Raw genomic sequence first — 16,580 nt, forward strand, 5'->3', positions numbered from 1 at the left:
CGCCTATTTTTCTAGCTTAGCAAAGCTAATCATCATTAGTTATAATTAAAGATTTATCTGAGAGAAGCAAAAGATAAATCATCCTTAACTGTACTTTGTACTCTGAGTCAAATTCAAATTTCTAAGTATACACTTGGAATTTACAATTTTCAAGCCTTATGTTGTTCATTTATAATAACTATCCTCTAATTCTCCCCCCATGCACTACTCTTCCAACTACGCTGCCTAGATTTCCTTCTTCCTCCTCATTGTTAATTTTAAGAGCCCAAAAAACAGGAAATCTTTCGCTAATTTCTGTCTTTATAATTTCTGGTGCCGCAAAAGCTATAATTTGAAAATTAAGCTTATTTGCTATGGTAAATATAGGATCAAGCACATGAGCTCCTGAGGCTTTACCAAAAGGATTGTCCAGCATTAATACCGTCCATGGATTTTCATTGCCAAGAGTTTTCTTTTTATAATTCATAAGCATCATAATTATAAAGGTATTTATAGACAGGGTTTGTCCACCGCTGCCTTCGGGAGAGTCTCCTTCTCCAGCATTTACTGCTCCCCAGGTTGCATAATGATAATTCTGTGGTTTTGCATATAAGAATTCATTTTTCTCCGACATTTTGTATACTTCTAGGCTAGGATATTTTCCTCTTAAAGCTTTTGAGAATATTTTTTTATCACTCATAAGTTCATTTAGCATTTTGCTGTCAATATTATCAAAGTCTGCTCCCTTCTTTTCCAGCTTTTCAATACATTCAATAAAATATTCATTTAAAAGTACACTAATATCACTTTCTTCTTTGGGCAAAAGTTCATCTCCCTTGAGTCTTACAAGCTTAAAGGCATAATTATTTTCATTAACATATACCATTTTATTTACCATTTCTTTTAAACACTCTGATATTTTAATTGCCTGTCTTGCAGCTCTAGAAACCCACTGCTCCTTTGCCGCTTCTGCCTCAAGCTTGTCTATTTTTATTTGATTTATTTCTCTTTCTGCATGTTCCTTCATACTTTTAAAAGAATCCTTGTTGCTTGTAAAATTTCCTATATCGGTCTTATCACCTATAATTTCTTTGATTTTGTGCTTTAAAATTTCATCTTTTATATCATTTTTTAAAGCCTCTAAAAAAGCTTCAAAATTATCTTCTGCTTTTATAATATGATTTTTTATATTTCCATTTATATCTTTAAACTCCTGTATCCATTTGTCTACTTCATTTTTTTCGTTGTCTTTTATCTTATTCATATCGTACTCTGATGTCTTTCCTTTAAGTGGATCAATTTCAAAGTACTTAATCTCCGATATACAGTTATTTATGTTTGCCTTTCTAGCCTCTAAGGCTCTTAATATTTTTTCCGTTCTATCTAAATATTTTTTATTGTCATCTATGCCACTTTTTATTTTAAATTCCTTTTCTTCTAAATTTAAATCTTCCCATGCTTGAGCCGATTTTTTGTGTTCTTGAAGTATCTTACTTGCCTGCTTTTCTATATCCTTAATTACCGCTTCTATAAGACCCCCAAACCTACTTATATTTAGAGATTTTTCTTTAGCAATTTTTTCTTTTAGCTTTATTTCCTTAGTTAAATCATCAAATTTTCTTTCAACAAACCCTAAGGATGTATCTTCCAACTTATAATTTTTCCAGTTCAAATCAATTTTTTCAAGCTTTTTAACCTGTTTATCTATATTTCCTTGAAGTTCCTTAAACCTTTCTTTTTGCAAAGTAATCCTGCTATTTTTATCTTCCAATTTCACACTTAAGTTCTTTCTGTAAGAAATAATGTTATATATATCATCTTGCTCTGAAGCTTCATAATTTGGAGCTGTACTGCGCTGCAAATCATCTTTAACACCGGTTTCCTTAAACTCAGCATCTTCTACAATTTCCTTTATATCTTTTAATTTAAGTTCAACAAGATTAACCTTCCATCTTTCATAGTTTAAATTTTCAGCCTTTATATTTTCGTCTAAATTTTCCCTTTCTAGTTCCTTTTCCCTAAGCTTAGAATCTAAATTATTTAGTTCCTGCCTCGCCACTTTTTCTTCTTTTAGCTTTTCATCAATTTCATTTTTGAATTCTATAAAATTTTTAAGCTTTTCAATTTGAGAAGAAATTTTCTTAACGTTTTTCTCTGCATTTTCTTTACTATTTTTGCTTATATTAAATTTCTCTGTAGAGCCATTTATACCAGCCTCTGCAGCACTTATTTCACTTAAGGTATCATTAATACTTAGCTCAATTTGTTTAAGTTTTTGCTCTAACGCTGCAGAACCTTCAGTTTTAAACATAATGCTGGTATCATTAAGAATTTCTTCTATTTTTTCTATAGCACCTTCAACTACTCTTATATTCTCTTTTGTTTCAAGCTCTTTTTTGCTTAAACTTTCCTTCCAAAGCGCATAACTATTATTATCTTCTAAAAATTTTAAAGCTTTGTGCTCTATAAGCTTGTAGTTAACATTTTTAACTTCATTCATTTCTGTACGAACATAAATTGGAACCGATGCCCTTAGAAAAATATCTTTATCTATATTTCTTTCTATAGTTTCCCACTCGCTAATATTTGATATAACTAAACCAAAAGGCAGCATTGAATAATTTGAAAGCATCTTCTTTTTTTGTTCCTCATTAAGTGCCGCTAAAAACTGAGTGCCATAAATAACCTTTATTCCTAAATCTTCTATTTTATCTTTCACACTGCTTACATCATTATTGGCTATCCAGTATTCTTCCGTGTTTAAGCTTAAATCGATACTGTTTTCCCATAATTCCTTGTAAAGCTTCTTTACTTGAAGTTCTTTTTCCTCTTTAAGCTTCTTCAGTTCAAATGCTTTATTTTGAAGCCAATTTTCCGAATAAGTTTCCATCAAGGGATCAAGCTTGCAAACTTCTAAAACCCTTGCAAAAAGTTTTCCTTCTTCAGATTTTTTTTCATTATACTTTTCTTCAGTGTCTTTTTTATTTTGTCTATACTGCTTAATTTCAATCTCCAGCTTAGCCTTTTTAAACTGCAAACTTTTTATCTTTTCTTCCAGCTTTTCGCATTTACTGTTCAAATCTAAAAGCTTTTTATCTTCTTCTTCCTTTTCCTTTTGAATATCCTCAAGCAGCAGCTCTGGATAAACAATTCTAAAAGGATCAAACTCCGCTCCAAGTTCCTTTTCCTTTTTATCAAATTCTTTCTTTTTAACTTCAATTGTCTTTAAATTAACCTGTATACTCTGCTTTTTTTCATTTAAATTTTTAATTTCTACTTTTAACTTTGCTTCTTTATTCTTTAAAAAGGCTTCATAAGCTTTATATTGGCTGCTTATACTGCTCCACCCTACTTGTGTAACCTTCCATTTATCTTTAATTTCTTCTTCTACCTTATTTATTTCCTGCCGTATGTCTTTTAAATTTAGAGAATTCATAAGTTTATCAATTTCTTCACGGATAGACTTTCTCTTATATTCATCCTGTTCCATAGGAATACTAAGCTTATTTATTTCATATTTTTTCTTTTCTTCATTTAATTCCTCTATTTCGCTGTTCACATAGTCAAATTCTTTTTGTTCAAATTTCTTATCTTCTTCATACTCCTGTTTTGTTCTAATTTGCTTTGCGTATTCCAAATTGTCTTTTTCAAAAAGCAGCTCATGTTTTCTTATTTCTGCTTTATCTTTTTCCTTTTCCCAGATTTCTATCTCATTTAACACATTGTTTTGAATGCTGCTTAAACTGCAGTAAAGGTTATTTCCACTTATAATGCAATTATTTTTCTTGTTTTCATAGGTAATTCCCTGCTCTGCATCTAGTATTAAAGGATTTAATAAAGAAGATATGTTTTTATAATCCGCCTCTCTGTTTATAAGCACTGGAAGATTCTTTGTTATAGAAATATTGCTTTTAAACATGTCCCTAAGCACATTCTTGTTTTCTTCAAATTGACTATTTAAATTTTCAGAAATAGCTGGAATTATGTACTCATCAAAAATCCCCTTATTATCCCTTGCCCTTGAAAAATATTCTCCAACTCCGCCCTCTACTTTATTTATAAGCTTTAAAATAGACCACTCTGAACGGTATATTCCAAGTCCCGCTAAATACTGATAATACTCAGAATTTGTGCTTCTTGAGTCAGTCTCAGAAAACTTTCTGAAATCCCTTTTTTTATCCGCCAAAAATCCCTCTAAGGCTTTGTAACTCATTGTTTTTCTTTCATCTTTTAAATAAAGAGGAATATTTTCTACTGTATAAAAATCATCAACATAGTGCTCATGAGTATATAAAAAATACTTTATGCCTATTTTTTCTTCTTCTTTTTCCTCATCTTTATTGTCAAGCTTTTTTAGCGCAGTTATGCATATACCTGTCATTAACCATTTATCTGGAACTGTATCCAATTTCCACTCCAAAAGCACATGAAAAGTGTAGGGTTTAAATTGATTATTCTTGTTTAAAAACATGCCAGCAATCTTATTTCCATCATTTTTCCCCCATTTTGTATTTGGAAGCATTATCTGAGATATAAGCTGCATCAATACTCCCTTGCCACTTCCGTTGTTGAGAGTAAATAAAGTGTGATCTGGTTCTCCATGCTTTGTCAAATCAAAAATGCTGTTATCGTGACACTTTTTAAAATTATCATATTTGTTTCCTACTATTCTAATTTTAGTTAGTCTCGGCATTCTTCTTTTCCTCCTTTGCAACTTCTATAAGCTTCATAAATTCTTTATACCTATCTTGATTGTGATATACCTTGTCTAATCTTTCATACAATTCCGATTTTGGAATTAGTTTAAGTTCCTTAGTATTGTTATAAATAAGCTTTTGATCCGATAAAGGTTTTAATGCCTTATAAATAAAATTAAATCTATTATCCGTAGTATTTACCACATCAATATTTCCTTTGGTTTTACTATTTTTCATTGGCGAGAAATCTTTATTCCACACCTCATCAATTTCCTTAAGCGCTATACCCCATTCCTCACTAAAACCTATCTCTTCCTTTTCCCTTTTCATCCACGAATTTATAATTGTATTCACCAGATCTTCAAGTTTAGCATAGGATATCCCCTCTTCTTCCCATCTAATTCTTATGTTATTTTCTTTGTCTACTTCAGATAAAAATACACATATTATTAAGTTAGCTAAATAAAAATATTTTTTATTCTTTAAGTCCTTATATTTTTCTTTCATTTGAGTATAGGAATTTGCAAAAATAGATCCATTAGCTGAAGAAACCAAATGAAGATTCTCCATGGTTTCTATTATCATAAGATCTGCTTCCGCTGCCATGGTTTTTACTATCTGTCTTATCTCGTTATCATTTGAATATTCCTCTGCAAGAGGCTCTTTAACAGATACAATGTTTTCTTTTAAAAGCATGAAAAATAATGAAGCTGCTTTCTGTATATTTTCCGTTGTATATGCCATTATTAATCCTCCAAATTATTTTTAATATATATTTTGTACGGTGATATAAATAAATTTTGTAGACTTAAAGGTCTCTTTTCTTCCTCTAACTTTGAAGCAACTGTTCTGCCAATAAGCTTTTTATATTTTTCATTCTTTTCGCACAATTTATTAAACAAAATCATTCTTTCATCCATTTCATCGAATTCTTCAGCTGTTTCACCAAAAGTAAACTCTGTAAGTACAAACATCATAAATATCTCTGTGTTCTTCTTTTGACTTAACCAGCTTTCCTTAAGAATAACATCCATAGTTTGAAGCTCTGTAATACTAAAACCTTTTCCTTCCAAAAAGCCATCAAAAATTGGCTGCCAAAGTTCTAATATAAGCTTCCAGTCCACTTTCTTTTTATTTATAAATTCCTTTTCCTCTTCTTCACTTCGTTCATCTACATTAACTTCTTCACTTTCCTTTATGGACTGCTGTTCCTGCCATGCCCAATCTAATGGATATATAAAATCAAGCTTTGGCGATAAAAGCGGAGTTACTAAGCTCTCTAGAAAATCAAAGCTTGGCAATCCATTTTTAACAACTACATTTTGCCATATGTCCTTTTTAAAAGATACCCTAGAAGTTGTCCAAAAGCTTTCTGGATAATTTACTCTTATTTTCACTTCAAAAGCCATATTATCTACTACTATTTTTGCAAGTAAATTGTGAAGCACTCTAGCCTTTTCTACTTCTTCAAAAAGCCTCTCCCCATCTTTTCTTTTATCCTTAGGAAAATTATTTAGCCTATTCTTCCATGACAGCATATCTTCAAAAGTCTTCTTTTCATCTTCAAATTGACTTTTTATCTCCTGATCCGTTTTTCTTCTATCTATCTTTGTATCAAAAAATATAACCTGGGGATTCATCATAATATCATGTCTATAATCCTTTTCCCTGCGTATTAAATTTCTAACCCTTCCAATCAAGTTATTTACACTGCTTAAAGCCTTATTAAAATTTCCACTTTTAATTAATTGAAGTGTATAAAACTGCTCAACATCAAAGCCAAACTCCTCAAGCATTTCCCTTGTTATAAATATCATTTCCTGAGCTTCTTCTGTGAGCATATACACTGTGCTGCCGCCCTTTTCCCATCTTGAATGTTCTCTATCTGGCTTTAAATATCTAAATTTATATGGCTCATGCTCTCTTGTTTCTTCGTTATATATTGGGCAGTTAAATGGATCCTGTCTATTAGAATCTTTATACCACAGCACTCCATCAACAATTCTTTCTATGTTCTTATCGGAAGTTGTGAGCTTCATTTCTCTTAAAATATCAGAAACAATGTATATCATATCATTCCGTGTTCTGTTGGGGTTTTCTGTAATTTCTCTTCTAAATATGCTTAGTAAAAGATACAGGCAAATTTCGTGAGCATAAATATTAAGATCTCCTATGTCCATTCCTGTACCAAGCATTCTTATAACATTAATTTTTTTCAGCCTGTCCATCATTCCTGTTTGAACTAAATCCATCTTCCTATACCCCTCCTTCCAGCTTTAATAAATATTCATAAGTAATAAATTCTTGAGGAATTCTACAACTTTCCTTCCAAAGCTTTACTATATAATCTTTATATCCGCCGCAATTTTTTTCATCAAATTCATCTAAAATACATTTTAAACATTCTTCATTTTTCTGCTGATCCTTGCTTTTATATTTTTTATCTATCTTTATAATTTCAACATAAGCTTCCACAAGTAATTTTATATTTACATTATTATATTTGTCTTTAAGCGCTTTATATATAAAATATCCATCTGGGTCCATGTCCCCAAAATAATATACTAAAACTTCACTTGGATCAGCTATTTCATCTAAAAAGGAAAAGCTTTTTATAATTTTCTTTCCATAGCCAAAAATAAGTGCATCTGGTTCTATTCCAAATATTTTTATGCCCTTTTGCACTGCTCTTTTAAAGGAAAAAAATGTAGAGTGATTTTCAAGGATTATTATAATTTTAATCTCACTAACCCCTCTATTCCAATAGATAAACTGTTCACCATACTGCTTGGCTTTTATATCCTCAAGACTTAAAGAAAGCCTTTTAAGCACCTTGTTATCCTTTTTCCGATTATCACTGTCCGTTAAAAATTTTTCATCGTAAAAAAGCTCTAGGCATCTTTCCTCTACGCTTGCCCACTGCCTGCTTTCTTTTTCCTTCAAAAAATTATATATATTTTTTATGTACGTCCATTCTTTTTTAGTTTGATATTCTGGATGTTTAATATAAGTTTTAAAATTTAGTATATCAGAACATTTAATAATATCTTCATCCTTCCATAATCCTTCTACCTTAGAAGTAATTATAGTCCACCTTAATTTCATAGGCAGCTTAGCCATATTACTTTTAGAATTTGCAATTTCCCTTATGATTTTTTCTTCCTTTAATTTTTGCATCTCTTTATAAAAAGCCGCATAACCACCAAGTTCATAGTAATTACTTTGTCCACCACATTTTTCTATAACGAACTTTTCTAAAGCTATAAGTTCAAATTTCTTATTGTTTTTACATTTATTGTCAAAGAAAAGTTTTATATATTTACGCATTATATCTTTCCCTTCAATTTTGTATACTCTTAATATTATAACAAAAAAAAGAAGCATAATACTTCTTTTTTATTACTCATCTATAGACCTTACAATTATTTTAAGCAAAGTACTTTTTAACTATGCCATTGAGCGTCCTTCTATGAACTATGCTATCTTAAATTTTGATACCATCTCATTAAGTTTCTGGGCTAACAATGCTTGATTTTGAGCCGTTATTGCAACTTGTTCTGTTGCCTTGGACACTTCATTTACACTTGACTTTATTTCATCCGCATGTTCAGAATTTTTTTGCTGAGTTTCAGCCATAACTTGAGATGCATTACCTATTTCTCCAATTGTTGCTGTAAGCTCTTGTGACATGGCTGCTATTTCTTCTGATGATTTATTTATAAAATCGGAATCATCATAATACTTTTGTCCCACATCCTCAAAATCTCCAAATTTATTAATTACATCTTCGTTTATAAATTCCAGTACCTCATTACTATGCAAAGAAATATTTTTAAAAGCTTCTTGTACATTTACTATAGTCTTATCAATTCCAGCAACAGATTCAGATGACTGCTCTGCTAATTTTCTAATTTCATCTGCCACTACAGAAAATCCTTTGCCTGCTTCACCAGCTCTGGCTGCTTCTATTGCCGCATTTAAAGCTAGTAAATTTGTTTGCTCTGAAATATCCGCAATAGTATCCGCCATAACCTTTATATTATCTACTACTTTGCCTTCTTCTAGTGCAGCAACTATAACTTTTTTCTTATCCTCATATAATTTTTTTGTTTCAACTACAGATTTTTTTACATATTCACTGGATTTAACTGCTCTATTTTTAGCTTCATTAGAGTTACTACTTTCTTCCATAGTTTTTGATGATAATTCATTTATGTTAGAATTAACTTCTTCTACTGATGCATTTATCTCCTCAGAAGATGCACTTGAATCCTGAATTCCTATTACTATGTTACTTACAGCACTATTTATACTAGCCGCTTTTGATGATAATTCTTCAGAAGTTGCAGAAAGTTCTTCACTTGAAGCACTCATATCCCCAGCATTACTTATAATAGTTTTAATTAACTGTGCAACATTTTCTTGAGATAAATTTAGTGACTTTCCAACTTTTCCAAATTCATCATTACGGGTTATATCAATAGCTTCTGAAAAATCAAATTTGCTAAAACGTTCTGCCATTTTTTCAATTTTCTTAAGTGGATTATCTATATGCCTTGCCATAAGAATTCCAAGAAAAATTGATACAATTACACTTAAAACAATCATTACTATTGATAAATATAAAGCACTTTTAAAAACTTTTTCACTCTCATTGTAATTATTTTGCGCCCTTTTAAAGCTAGAATTTATTTCACCATCTAATAAAGAAAAAACAGCTTTTTTATATTTAGATACATCTTGATAATGCTTTTCAGCACCAGCATAATCATTTTGTTTAACTAGATCAACAAATTTTCCTCTGGAAGTTCTCCATTTGTCTAAGCAAACAGTTAGTTCAGAATACATATTTTTACTTTCTTCGGCAACAATAGCAGATTTATAACTTTCTAAAATACTATTATCCTTAGTTTCCAAATTATTAATTTCTTCAATAGTATCATTCATGCTGCTTCTATTGTTTTTATCTCTTAAAAATAAAACATCCGCTCCTAATTCGGTTACATTTATTTTCAATTCCTTTAGTGCATTAGTTCCTTTTAAATCAATATTATATGTATTTTTTAATTTACTATTTATATTATTACACTTGCTTACAGTAATTACACCAACTATAAAAGTAAGTAAAGAAATGATAATGAATACCAGCATTAATTTTTTAAACATTTTCATATTTGATATTATCTTCAAATTATTTCACCTCTAATTGTAATTTAAATATAATTTTTATAAAATCAGCCCCTCCTTATTTAGTACAAAATTCAAATAAATTACCACAACTTAAAACTAAGGAAACAAATTGTGTATTTTGTTTCCTTACGTAATACATACAAGTTATTTATTATTAAGGATTATCAAAAAATAATTAATGAAGTTTAGCTGCTACTTTTATAAAATTTTATGAAACATTTTTTAAGAAACGTATTTGTCTTATTTAGTAAAAATTTAGGATAAATGGTTTTATACTGTATAATTAAATGTTATAATGTATATGTTGCATTTAGAAACAAAATACACAAATTGTTTCCTTCCACTTTTATGCTTTACATGAAAAATAAGTCATAATTAATTGCTATTTCAAATGTAAAAATAAACACTAATTTAGACAAAAATAAAAAATGCAGAATTAATACTCTGCATTTTCTATATACCTTTAATGTCAATAAAGCTAACGTCTTTGCTTTCTTCTATTTTAGTGATTTTTTATGTAATCTTACTTAATTCATCTACGAATGCTGGTCTCTTTTTATATAAAACACTCAACTCATTTTTTAATTCCTTCTTCATTATTACCTTTTGGAACATTTAAAAATAATGCTAAATCTAATTTTATATCATTTATTGATACTATATAATTTTTATTATTAGCCACAAATAAAAAGTGATATTTTAAAAGCTATAAATATCACTTCAGTGTTATAATTTTTTAAGACTTTCAACAACAAATACATCTGCTGGTACCCAATTAAGCTTAAAAAGTTCATCTAATGGTACCCATCTAACTTCATTATGAGCATTTAAATGGAGCTTTCCTCCACATACCTCGCATAAAAAGCAGTGCATTGTAAGATGAAAATTTGTATAATCATAATCAATGGTAGTTACATATTTAGAAATTTTAATATCCAGTTCTAATTCTTCTTTAATTTCACGGATAAGTGCCTCTTCTCTTGTTTCTCCGGGTTCTATTTTGCCACCTGGGAACTCCCACATATCTTTAAAATCGCCATAACCGCGGCGGGCTATACATATTTCGCTGTCACGTTTTATAATTGCTGCTACCACTTCTATTGTTTTCATTTATAATCACCCCTGCATGCTTGTTAATTATACTACAATTTCACATGTAAATAAAATTTACATACGTTCACTTTTAATTAATAAAATTTCATTATCATTATAAAACTTTTTCTTCTTCATTTTATTTATGACATATTTCTCATTAAAATCTAAATATTTGTATAATAAAAGGTTCAAGCTAAACAACTTGAACCTTAATTCATACAGCAAACTATTACTATTTATTTTTCATGCAATACTCTTACTGTCCATTTTGTCCTAATGATGCTTCTAATGACTTTACTATTTCAGCATGTCTCTTCTCTGTTAATTTGATTTTGCATAAGAATATAATACAAGATACAACCATTAGAGCTGCTGGCAAATAAAAAGCCCACATTTTAAATGTAAGAATACCTTTTGATGTTATATCCTTTGCTTGTGCATTTCCAATCATACCACAAGATACTGATACAAAACCTACAATACCATTAGATAACGCACCCGCAATCTTATCTAGCAATGGACGAAGAGATAAAGTTACAGCTTCATTACGAACACCATTTTTCCATTGTCCATACTCAACTGCATCACTTATTGTCATTAGCACTGATAAGAAAATTAATTGGTATGGGAAATAGAAGAATACTAAACCTACAATAATAACTGCCAATAAACTTGAGGATGCTACTGAAAATAATAAATATCCAATTAACATTGATACTATACCAATTGCGTAAACGTATTTTCTTGAAATAAATTTAGTTATAACTGGATATAGTGGAACAGCTACGATACCACAAATTGCAGATACGACACCTACAATTGAGAATGCTGCTATATTACCGATAACATATTGGAAATAAAGCATTAATACCGCTGTTGTAGCTACATAACTAATAGCAAATAAAATATATGCTAAAGCTAACCACATTAATTGATCATTTTTAACAAGTGCACCAAAAACATCTTTAATTGAAGTTTTATCATTTTGTTTACGTAAAACACTATCTTCTTCTTTTGTTCCAAGGGCTGCAATCCAGCTTGTAACACCATATATAGCTGCAGCTATTAAACCAAAAGCAAACCATCCGCTAGAAGCTTTACCAGAAAACTTTGAAGTAAAAAATGCAACTATAGGAACTACTGCTAGAGTTGTACCATTTGCCCCTAATGATGAAGCAAAACGAGCAAAAGTTGCTAATTTTCCACGTTCGTTTGAATCTTCACTAAGTGCAGGTATCATTGACCAAAATGCTATATCTTTAAATGAATAAGTACAATCTAAAACAATAAAAACAATAATAAATGCAACTGTGAACAAAGTTTGATTACCTGTAGCTAGTCCAAAAAAATTAGTAAATAGCATTACTAGGCAAATTGCACTGACTGTTCCACCAAAACAAAGCCATGGACGAAATTTTCCCCATCTAGTTTTGGTAGCATCTATAACTCCACCAATAAGTGGATCAAATACGATTTCAATTAACCTAATACCAACAACCAATGTTGTAACTAAACCTATCATTTTCGTCTGAACTTCTTTTGGTGCTCCTTCAAACATAGCTTTGGTAACAAAAATCATAAAATATGTTGATAGTGTTGCATAATAAATATCATGACCAAATGCACCTAACGCATACGCAATTCTTTGTTTCATTTTTATACACATTCCTTTCATTTCTTTAAATATAAAAAGCTTAATGTCTTTAAAAGAATTTTTAGTTTATTATTAAACATATGAATTCAATTTCACTTTTAGATATAAATAACCTTTAATTACAGAAAACCTTTACTATAAACTTTCTAGTTACTTCACTTGCACATATAGTAGAACTGGTAAAATACATTCTTAATATAATACTGGATAATAAATATCATCACCTAATAGACAATTCTTTGTTCTATTTGTACACGTTCACATCCCTTTTATTTCCCTAAATACATAAAACATAATGTCTTTAAGAGAATTTTTTTGTTTGCTATTAAACATATAAATTCTATTTTACTGCAGATATAAGCAACCTTTACTTATAGAAAACCTTTACTATAATTTTTCTAATTGACTCATTACTTATATAATAACACCATTGAAATTTATCTGCAATATAATGCTGCGAAATTTTACATTTCACTGCATAAATAAATTTAAATTAATACGTATTAAGATATAAAATTAAGATAGCTATTTTAATTTTTATTCAATCAAGTTTAAAACATTCCTATAGAAAATGTTTTCTTTTATACAATTTTATTTTACCAAATATTTCTTAATAATACAATAGTTTTTTTTTAACGTTTTCAATAAGTTTAATAGTACAATTAATTTATTAAACCTAAAATTTTATTTAACCCCTCCCCAAGCGTTTGGTTTATAATGTAACAAAAAAAGAGTGGTAAAAATAAGTGATTTTGTAAAGTTACCAGAAACACTTTAAAAAAGAGCAAACTGACCTTAAAAAAAGTGGCTGCCCAAATATCTATAACTTTACTTAGCAAAAACAATTATTTTATATGGATTAGTCTTAGCAGTAATGCTCTTGGTTGTAAATCCATAGATAACGATTAGATTTATATTTCCAGGATACCTATAAACAAAAACTTATGGTAACTAGTACTGCACTATTTTTTAATTATATAATCAATATATCCCTGTTTTATTTTCTGCCCTTCATAGATTCTTTCTAAAACTCTATTTTCTTTAAATAATATCTTCATACCTTTAAAATATTTATCTGCTTCATTAATATCATATGTAGTGTAAAAATTTACATCTAAAATTCCGTAGGTACGGAGAATTTTTTCTCTTGAACTACCGTGGAAGCAAAGTAGCAATGCTGAAGGAACGATTAAAAAAAATCCTAATAAATCTTGGTTCAAAAATTGTAAAACACTTAGATATTTCAATTGTCCGAGTATTTTTTCAGCGAGTAAACATACACGGGGCTTGGGCTTTGCCAATTGTCCTTCTTATCTTTAGTATTTTATGACTTTTGAACCTTAGATTTATAGGACTTTTTTAACGCAACGAAGCATTGCTACTTTGCATTTTTTACACATTAACTGCTTCTTTTTCATTAACGCTTTGAGAATTTTCCTGTTTTTTATTAAAAGGCACAGCTATTAAACCAAATATTGATATAATTCCTGTTATCAAAAAGCATTTATTATAAACTTTATAGCTTTCTTCCTCCTTTATTTTTGAAGTATCATCAATTATTTTATCTACTTCTTTCTCCTGAACCTTAAAATTTTCAATTACAGAAGCTTTCATTTTGTCAGGCACAGTTTTTAATACTGCCGCTTCCTTACCTATAAATATATTGTGAACAGCTGACTTTGAAAAGCCACTAGAACTTTTACTGTTAGAAGTCTTTATTTTATCATTAAACGAAGTCTTTACTTGTGCTTCAAGAACTGTGCTCTTGTTTATTTCTGCTGATATCTTATCCTTTGTGTTTTGAACTGCAGTTGTCATAAAATTGCTGCTAAGAGTTGATACTAAGGCTATTGCTATGCAGGCACATAACTGTCTTAAACTATTTTGTATTCCTGAAGCCATGGCATTTTTATCCTTAGATATCTCTTCATAAGCAGTTTGATAAAGTGACGTTGTAATTCTGACACCAATTCCAAGGAGTATAAAAGCTGTAATAATTATTGTCATATGATTTTCCTTATTCATAAAGGCAAACATAAGATTTCCTACTGCTACTATAACTATGGATACAAAGGATACAACTCTATCCGAAATATTTTTAGCTATAAGTGGCAGAAGCGGTGCTGATATAAGTGCCGCCACACTTGGAATTCCCATCATTAAACCTGCCTTTAAAACTGAATAGCCAAGAGTATTTTCAAAATAGAAGTTAAGTAAATAAGATACAGGCATGTAAGCAAAGAAAAATACGGCTATTAAAATTATTGAAGCTGTAAAACTCTTAACTTTGAATAAGCTAAATTCAATCATCGGATTTTTTATTTTCATTTCATATATTGCAAAAGCAATTATAGATGCTGCTGAAAGTATAAACATAACAATAATTTTAGTGCTGCTCCAGCCATAATCATTTCCTTTTACAAGAGAAAAAGTTAAGGCACCGAGGCCAACCGCTAAAAGAATGCAGCCTATAAAATCTATTCTCTTTTCTATAGTTTCATCGTAACATTCGTTAACATATAGTGCTCCAAGTATAAATGCAATGATAACAAAAGGTGTATTTACATAAAATATAGCTCTGTAATTAAAATATTCATTTAAAATACCACCAATAACAGGACCAGAAGCTGCTGAAATGGATATTATCATTCCTACAATAACTGCTAACTTGCCCATGGCCTTTTTTCCAAAGAGTTCAATTCCCAGTGGTATGGAAAGTGGTGTTAATATAGCTGCTCCTACACCTTGAAGAATTCTAAAGGCTATTAGCATGTTTAAAGAATTTGCAAATCCACAAAATATTGATGCAGCACCAAATAAAATAAGACCAATTAAAAATAATTTTTTTCTTCCATATATATCTGCTATTTTTGAAAAATTAATAAGTAATGAAGAAAAGGCAATTAAATATGCAGTACTTACCCAGGATATCCCTGTTGTATCAGTATTAAAATAAACTGCCATGCTTGGAAGCGAAACATTTACTATAGTACTATCAAGCACTGTTAAAAAACATGCTATAGCTATTGATATAAAAGCTAAAATTTTTTGTGATTTTTTCATAATTAAATCAATTCCTCTCTTAAAGATAAGCCATTTTGATAGTTGGAACGGTTTATCTATATATGATACAATAATTTCATAACTTGAAGTTGAATTCAATTTCAATTTATATATTAGCATTATAATTTAACTAAGTCAATATGTCTTGATTTAAATTTACTTAAGCTATACAATAAAAAAAGCTTCTAATTTTATGAAAGGAATACAATAAAATGGATAAAAAAATAAAAAAGCCAACACAAAAAAGATCTATTGAAAAATATGAAAAGATTATTACAGCCGCTTTTAAGCTTTTTAATGAAAAAGGCTATTTTAACACCACTACTACAGATATTGCCAAAGAAGCCAATATTGCTACCGGCTCTGTATATACATATTTTAACGATAAAAAAGATATTTATATTGAAATTTCAAATAGAATAAGCAAAAATATATTTGAACCTACAGAAAGCTTTTGGGAGGAAAACAAGAAATTAGACTTCAAAAATATTGAAAATGTAAAAAAAATCTTTAGAATCTTTATTAAAGACATGATGGGTTATCATAACTTCTCAAAACTTTTTCATGATGACATGACAGCTCTAAAGCTTCTGGATAAGGATATTGCCTTATTAGACAAAAAAAATTCTAAAACACGTATAGAACGCACAAGAAACATACTCAATTTGCTTTCTATACCATTTAGAAGTAAAGAAGCTTCAGATGTATTTCTTCATTACTGTAATGTTCTAATAGATGACGTTTGCCATCAAGTTCTCTATGATAATTCTATTAAAAATACGGATTTATATATTGAGCAAGCTGTAGAGATGCTGTGCACTTTGTTAAAAAATACATCAGATATTTAACTATGTAATTACGTATTAAAAATATATATAAAGTTAATTTTTTATATTTCCATG

10 protein-coding genes are annotated in these 16,580 nt (G+C 29.4%); 1 reads left to right on the forward strand and 9 read right to left on the reverse strand.

Annotated features, from left to right (window positions below; translation table 11 throughout):
• Positions 1-178 precede the first annotated feature (178 nt).
• The 9 genes from ACJDT4_RS15965 to ACJDT4_RS16005 form a co-directional block, all read right to left on the reverse strand.
• A complete protein-coding gene (locus tag ACJDT4_RS15965; RefSeq protein WP_406788574.1) occupies positions 179-4,672 on the reverse strand; it encodes a hypothetical protein in 4,494 nt (1,497 codons plus the stop codon).
• The gene (locus ACJDT4_RS15970; protein ID WP_406788575.1) at positions 4,656-5,420 is read right to left on the reverse strand and encodes a DUF6063 family protein; all 765 of its coding nucleotides are present in this window, start codon (positions 5,418-5,420) and stop codon (positions 4,656-4,658) included. Before ACJDT4_RS15970 ends, ACJDT4_RS15965 begins: the two co-directional genes overlap by 17 nt.
• A 2-nt stretch (positions 5,421-5,422) precedes the next feature.
• Positions 5,423-6,928 (reverse strand): hypothetical protein, encoded by a 1,506-nt coding sequence (locus tag ACJDT4_RS15975; RefSeq protein ID WP_406788576.1) that lies wholly within the window; start codon positions 6,926-6,928, stop codon positions 5,423-5,425.
• A gap of 4 nt (positions 6,929-6,932) precedes the next feature.
• Positions 6,933-8,003, reverse strand: a complete 1,071-nt coding sequence (locus ACJDT4_RS15980; protein ID WP_406788577.1) for a Wadjet anti-phage system protein JetD domain-containing protein — start codon at positions 8,001-8,003, stop codon at positions 6,933-6,935.
• A 147-nt stretch (positions 8,004-8,150) separates the two neighbouring features.
• A complete protein-coding gene (locus ACJDT4_RS15985) occupies positions 8,151-9,866 on the reverse strand; it encodes a methyl-accepting chemotaxis protein (protein ID WP_406788578.1) in 1,716 nt (571 codons plus the stop codon).
• A gap of 726 nt (positions 9,867-10,592) precedes the next feature.
• A complete protein-coding gene (locus ACJDT4_RS15990) occupies positions 10,593-10,976 on the reverse strand; it encodes a (deoxy)nucleoside triphosphate pyrophosphohydrolase (protein WP_406788579.1) in 384 nt (127 codons plus the stop codon).
• A 241-nt stretch (positions 10,977-11,217) separates the two neighbouring features.
• Positions 11,218-12,615, reverse strand: coding sequence for a glycoside-pentoside-hexuronide (GPH):cation symporter (locus ACJDT4_RS15995; RefSeq protein WP_406788580.1), 1,398 nt, complete (start codon positions 12,613-12,615; stop codon positions 11,218-11,220).
• A gap of 962 nt (positions 12,616-13,577) precedes the next feature.
• Positions 13,578-13,835 carry a hypothetical protein gene (locus ACJDT4_RS16000; RefSeq protein WP_406788581.1) on the reverse strand — a complete coding sequence of 86 codons (258 nt, stop codon included), beginning with the start codon at positions 13,833-13,835 and terminating at the stop codon, positions 13,578-13,580.
• Between the two features lie 172 nt (positions 13,836-14,007).
• On the reverse strand, positions 14,008-15,678 hold the full coding sequence (locus ACJDT4_RS16005; protein WP_406788582.1) for a DHA2 family efflux MFS transporter permease subunit: 1,671 nt from the start codon (positions 15,676-15,678) through the stop codon (positions 14,008-14,010).
• 212 nt (positions 15,679-15,890) lie between these two features.
• Between ACJDT4_RS16005 and ACJDT4_RS16010 the strand changes: the two genes are divergently transcribed.
• A complete protein-coding gene (locus ACJDT4_RS16010; protein ID WP_406788583.1) occupies positions 15,891-16,526 on the forward strand; it encodes a TetR/AcrR family transcriptional regulator in 636 nt (211 codons plus the stop codon).
• Positions 16,527-16,580: the final 54 nt, after the last annotated feature.

It is taken from the genome of Clostridium neuense, from assembly GCF_045310695.1.
GTDB lineage: Bacteria > Bacillota > Clostridia > Clostridiales > Clostridiaceae > Clostridium_S > Clostridium_S neuense.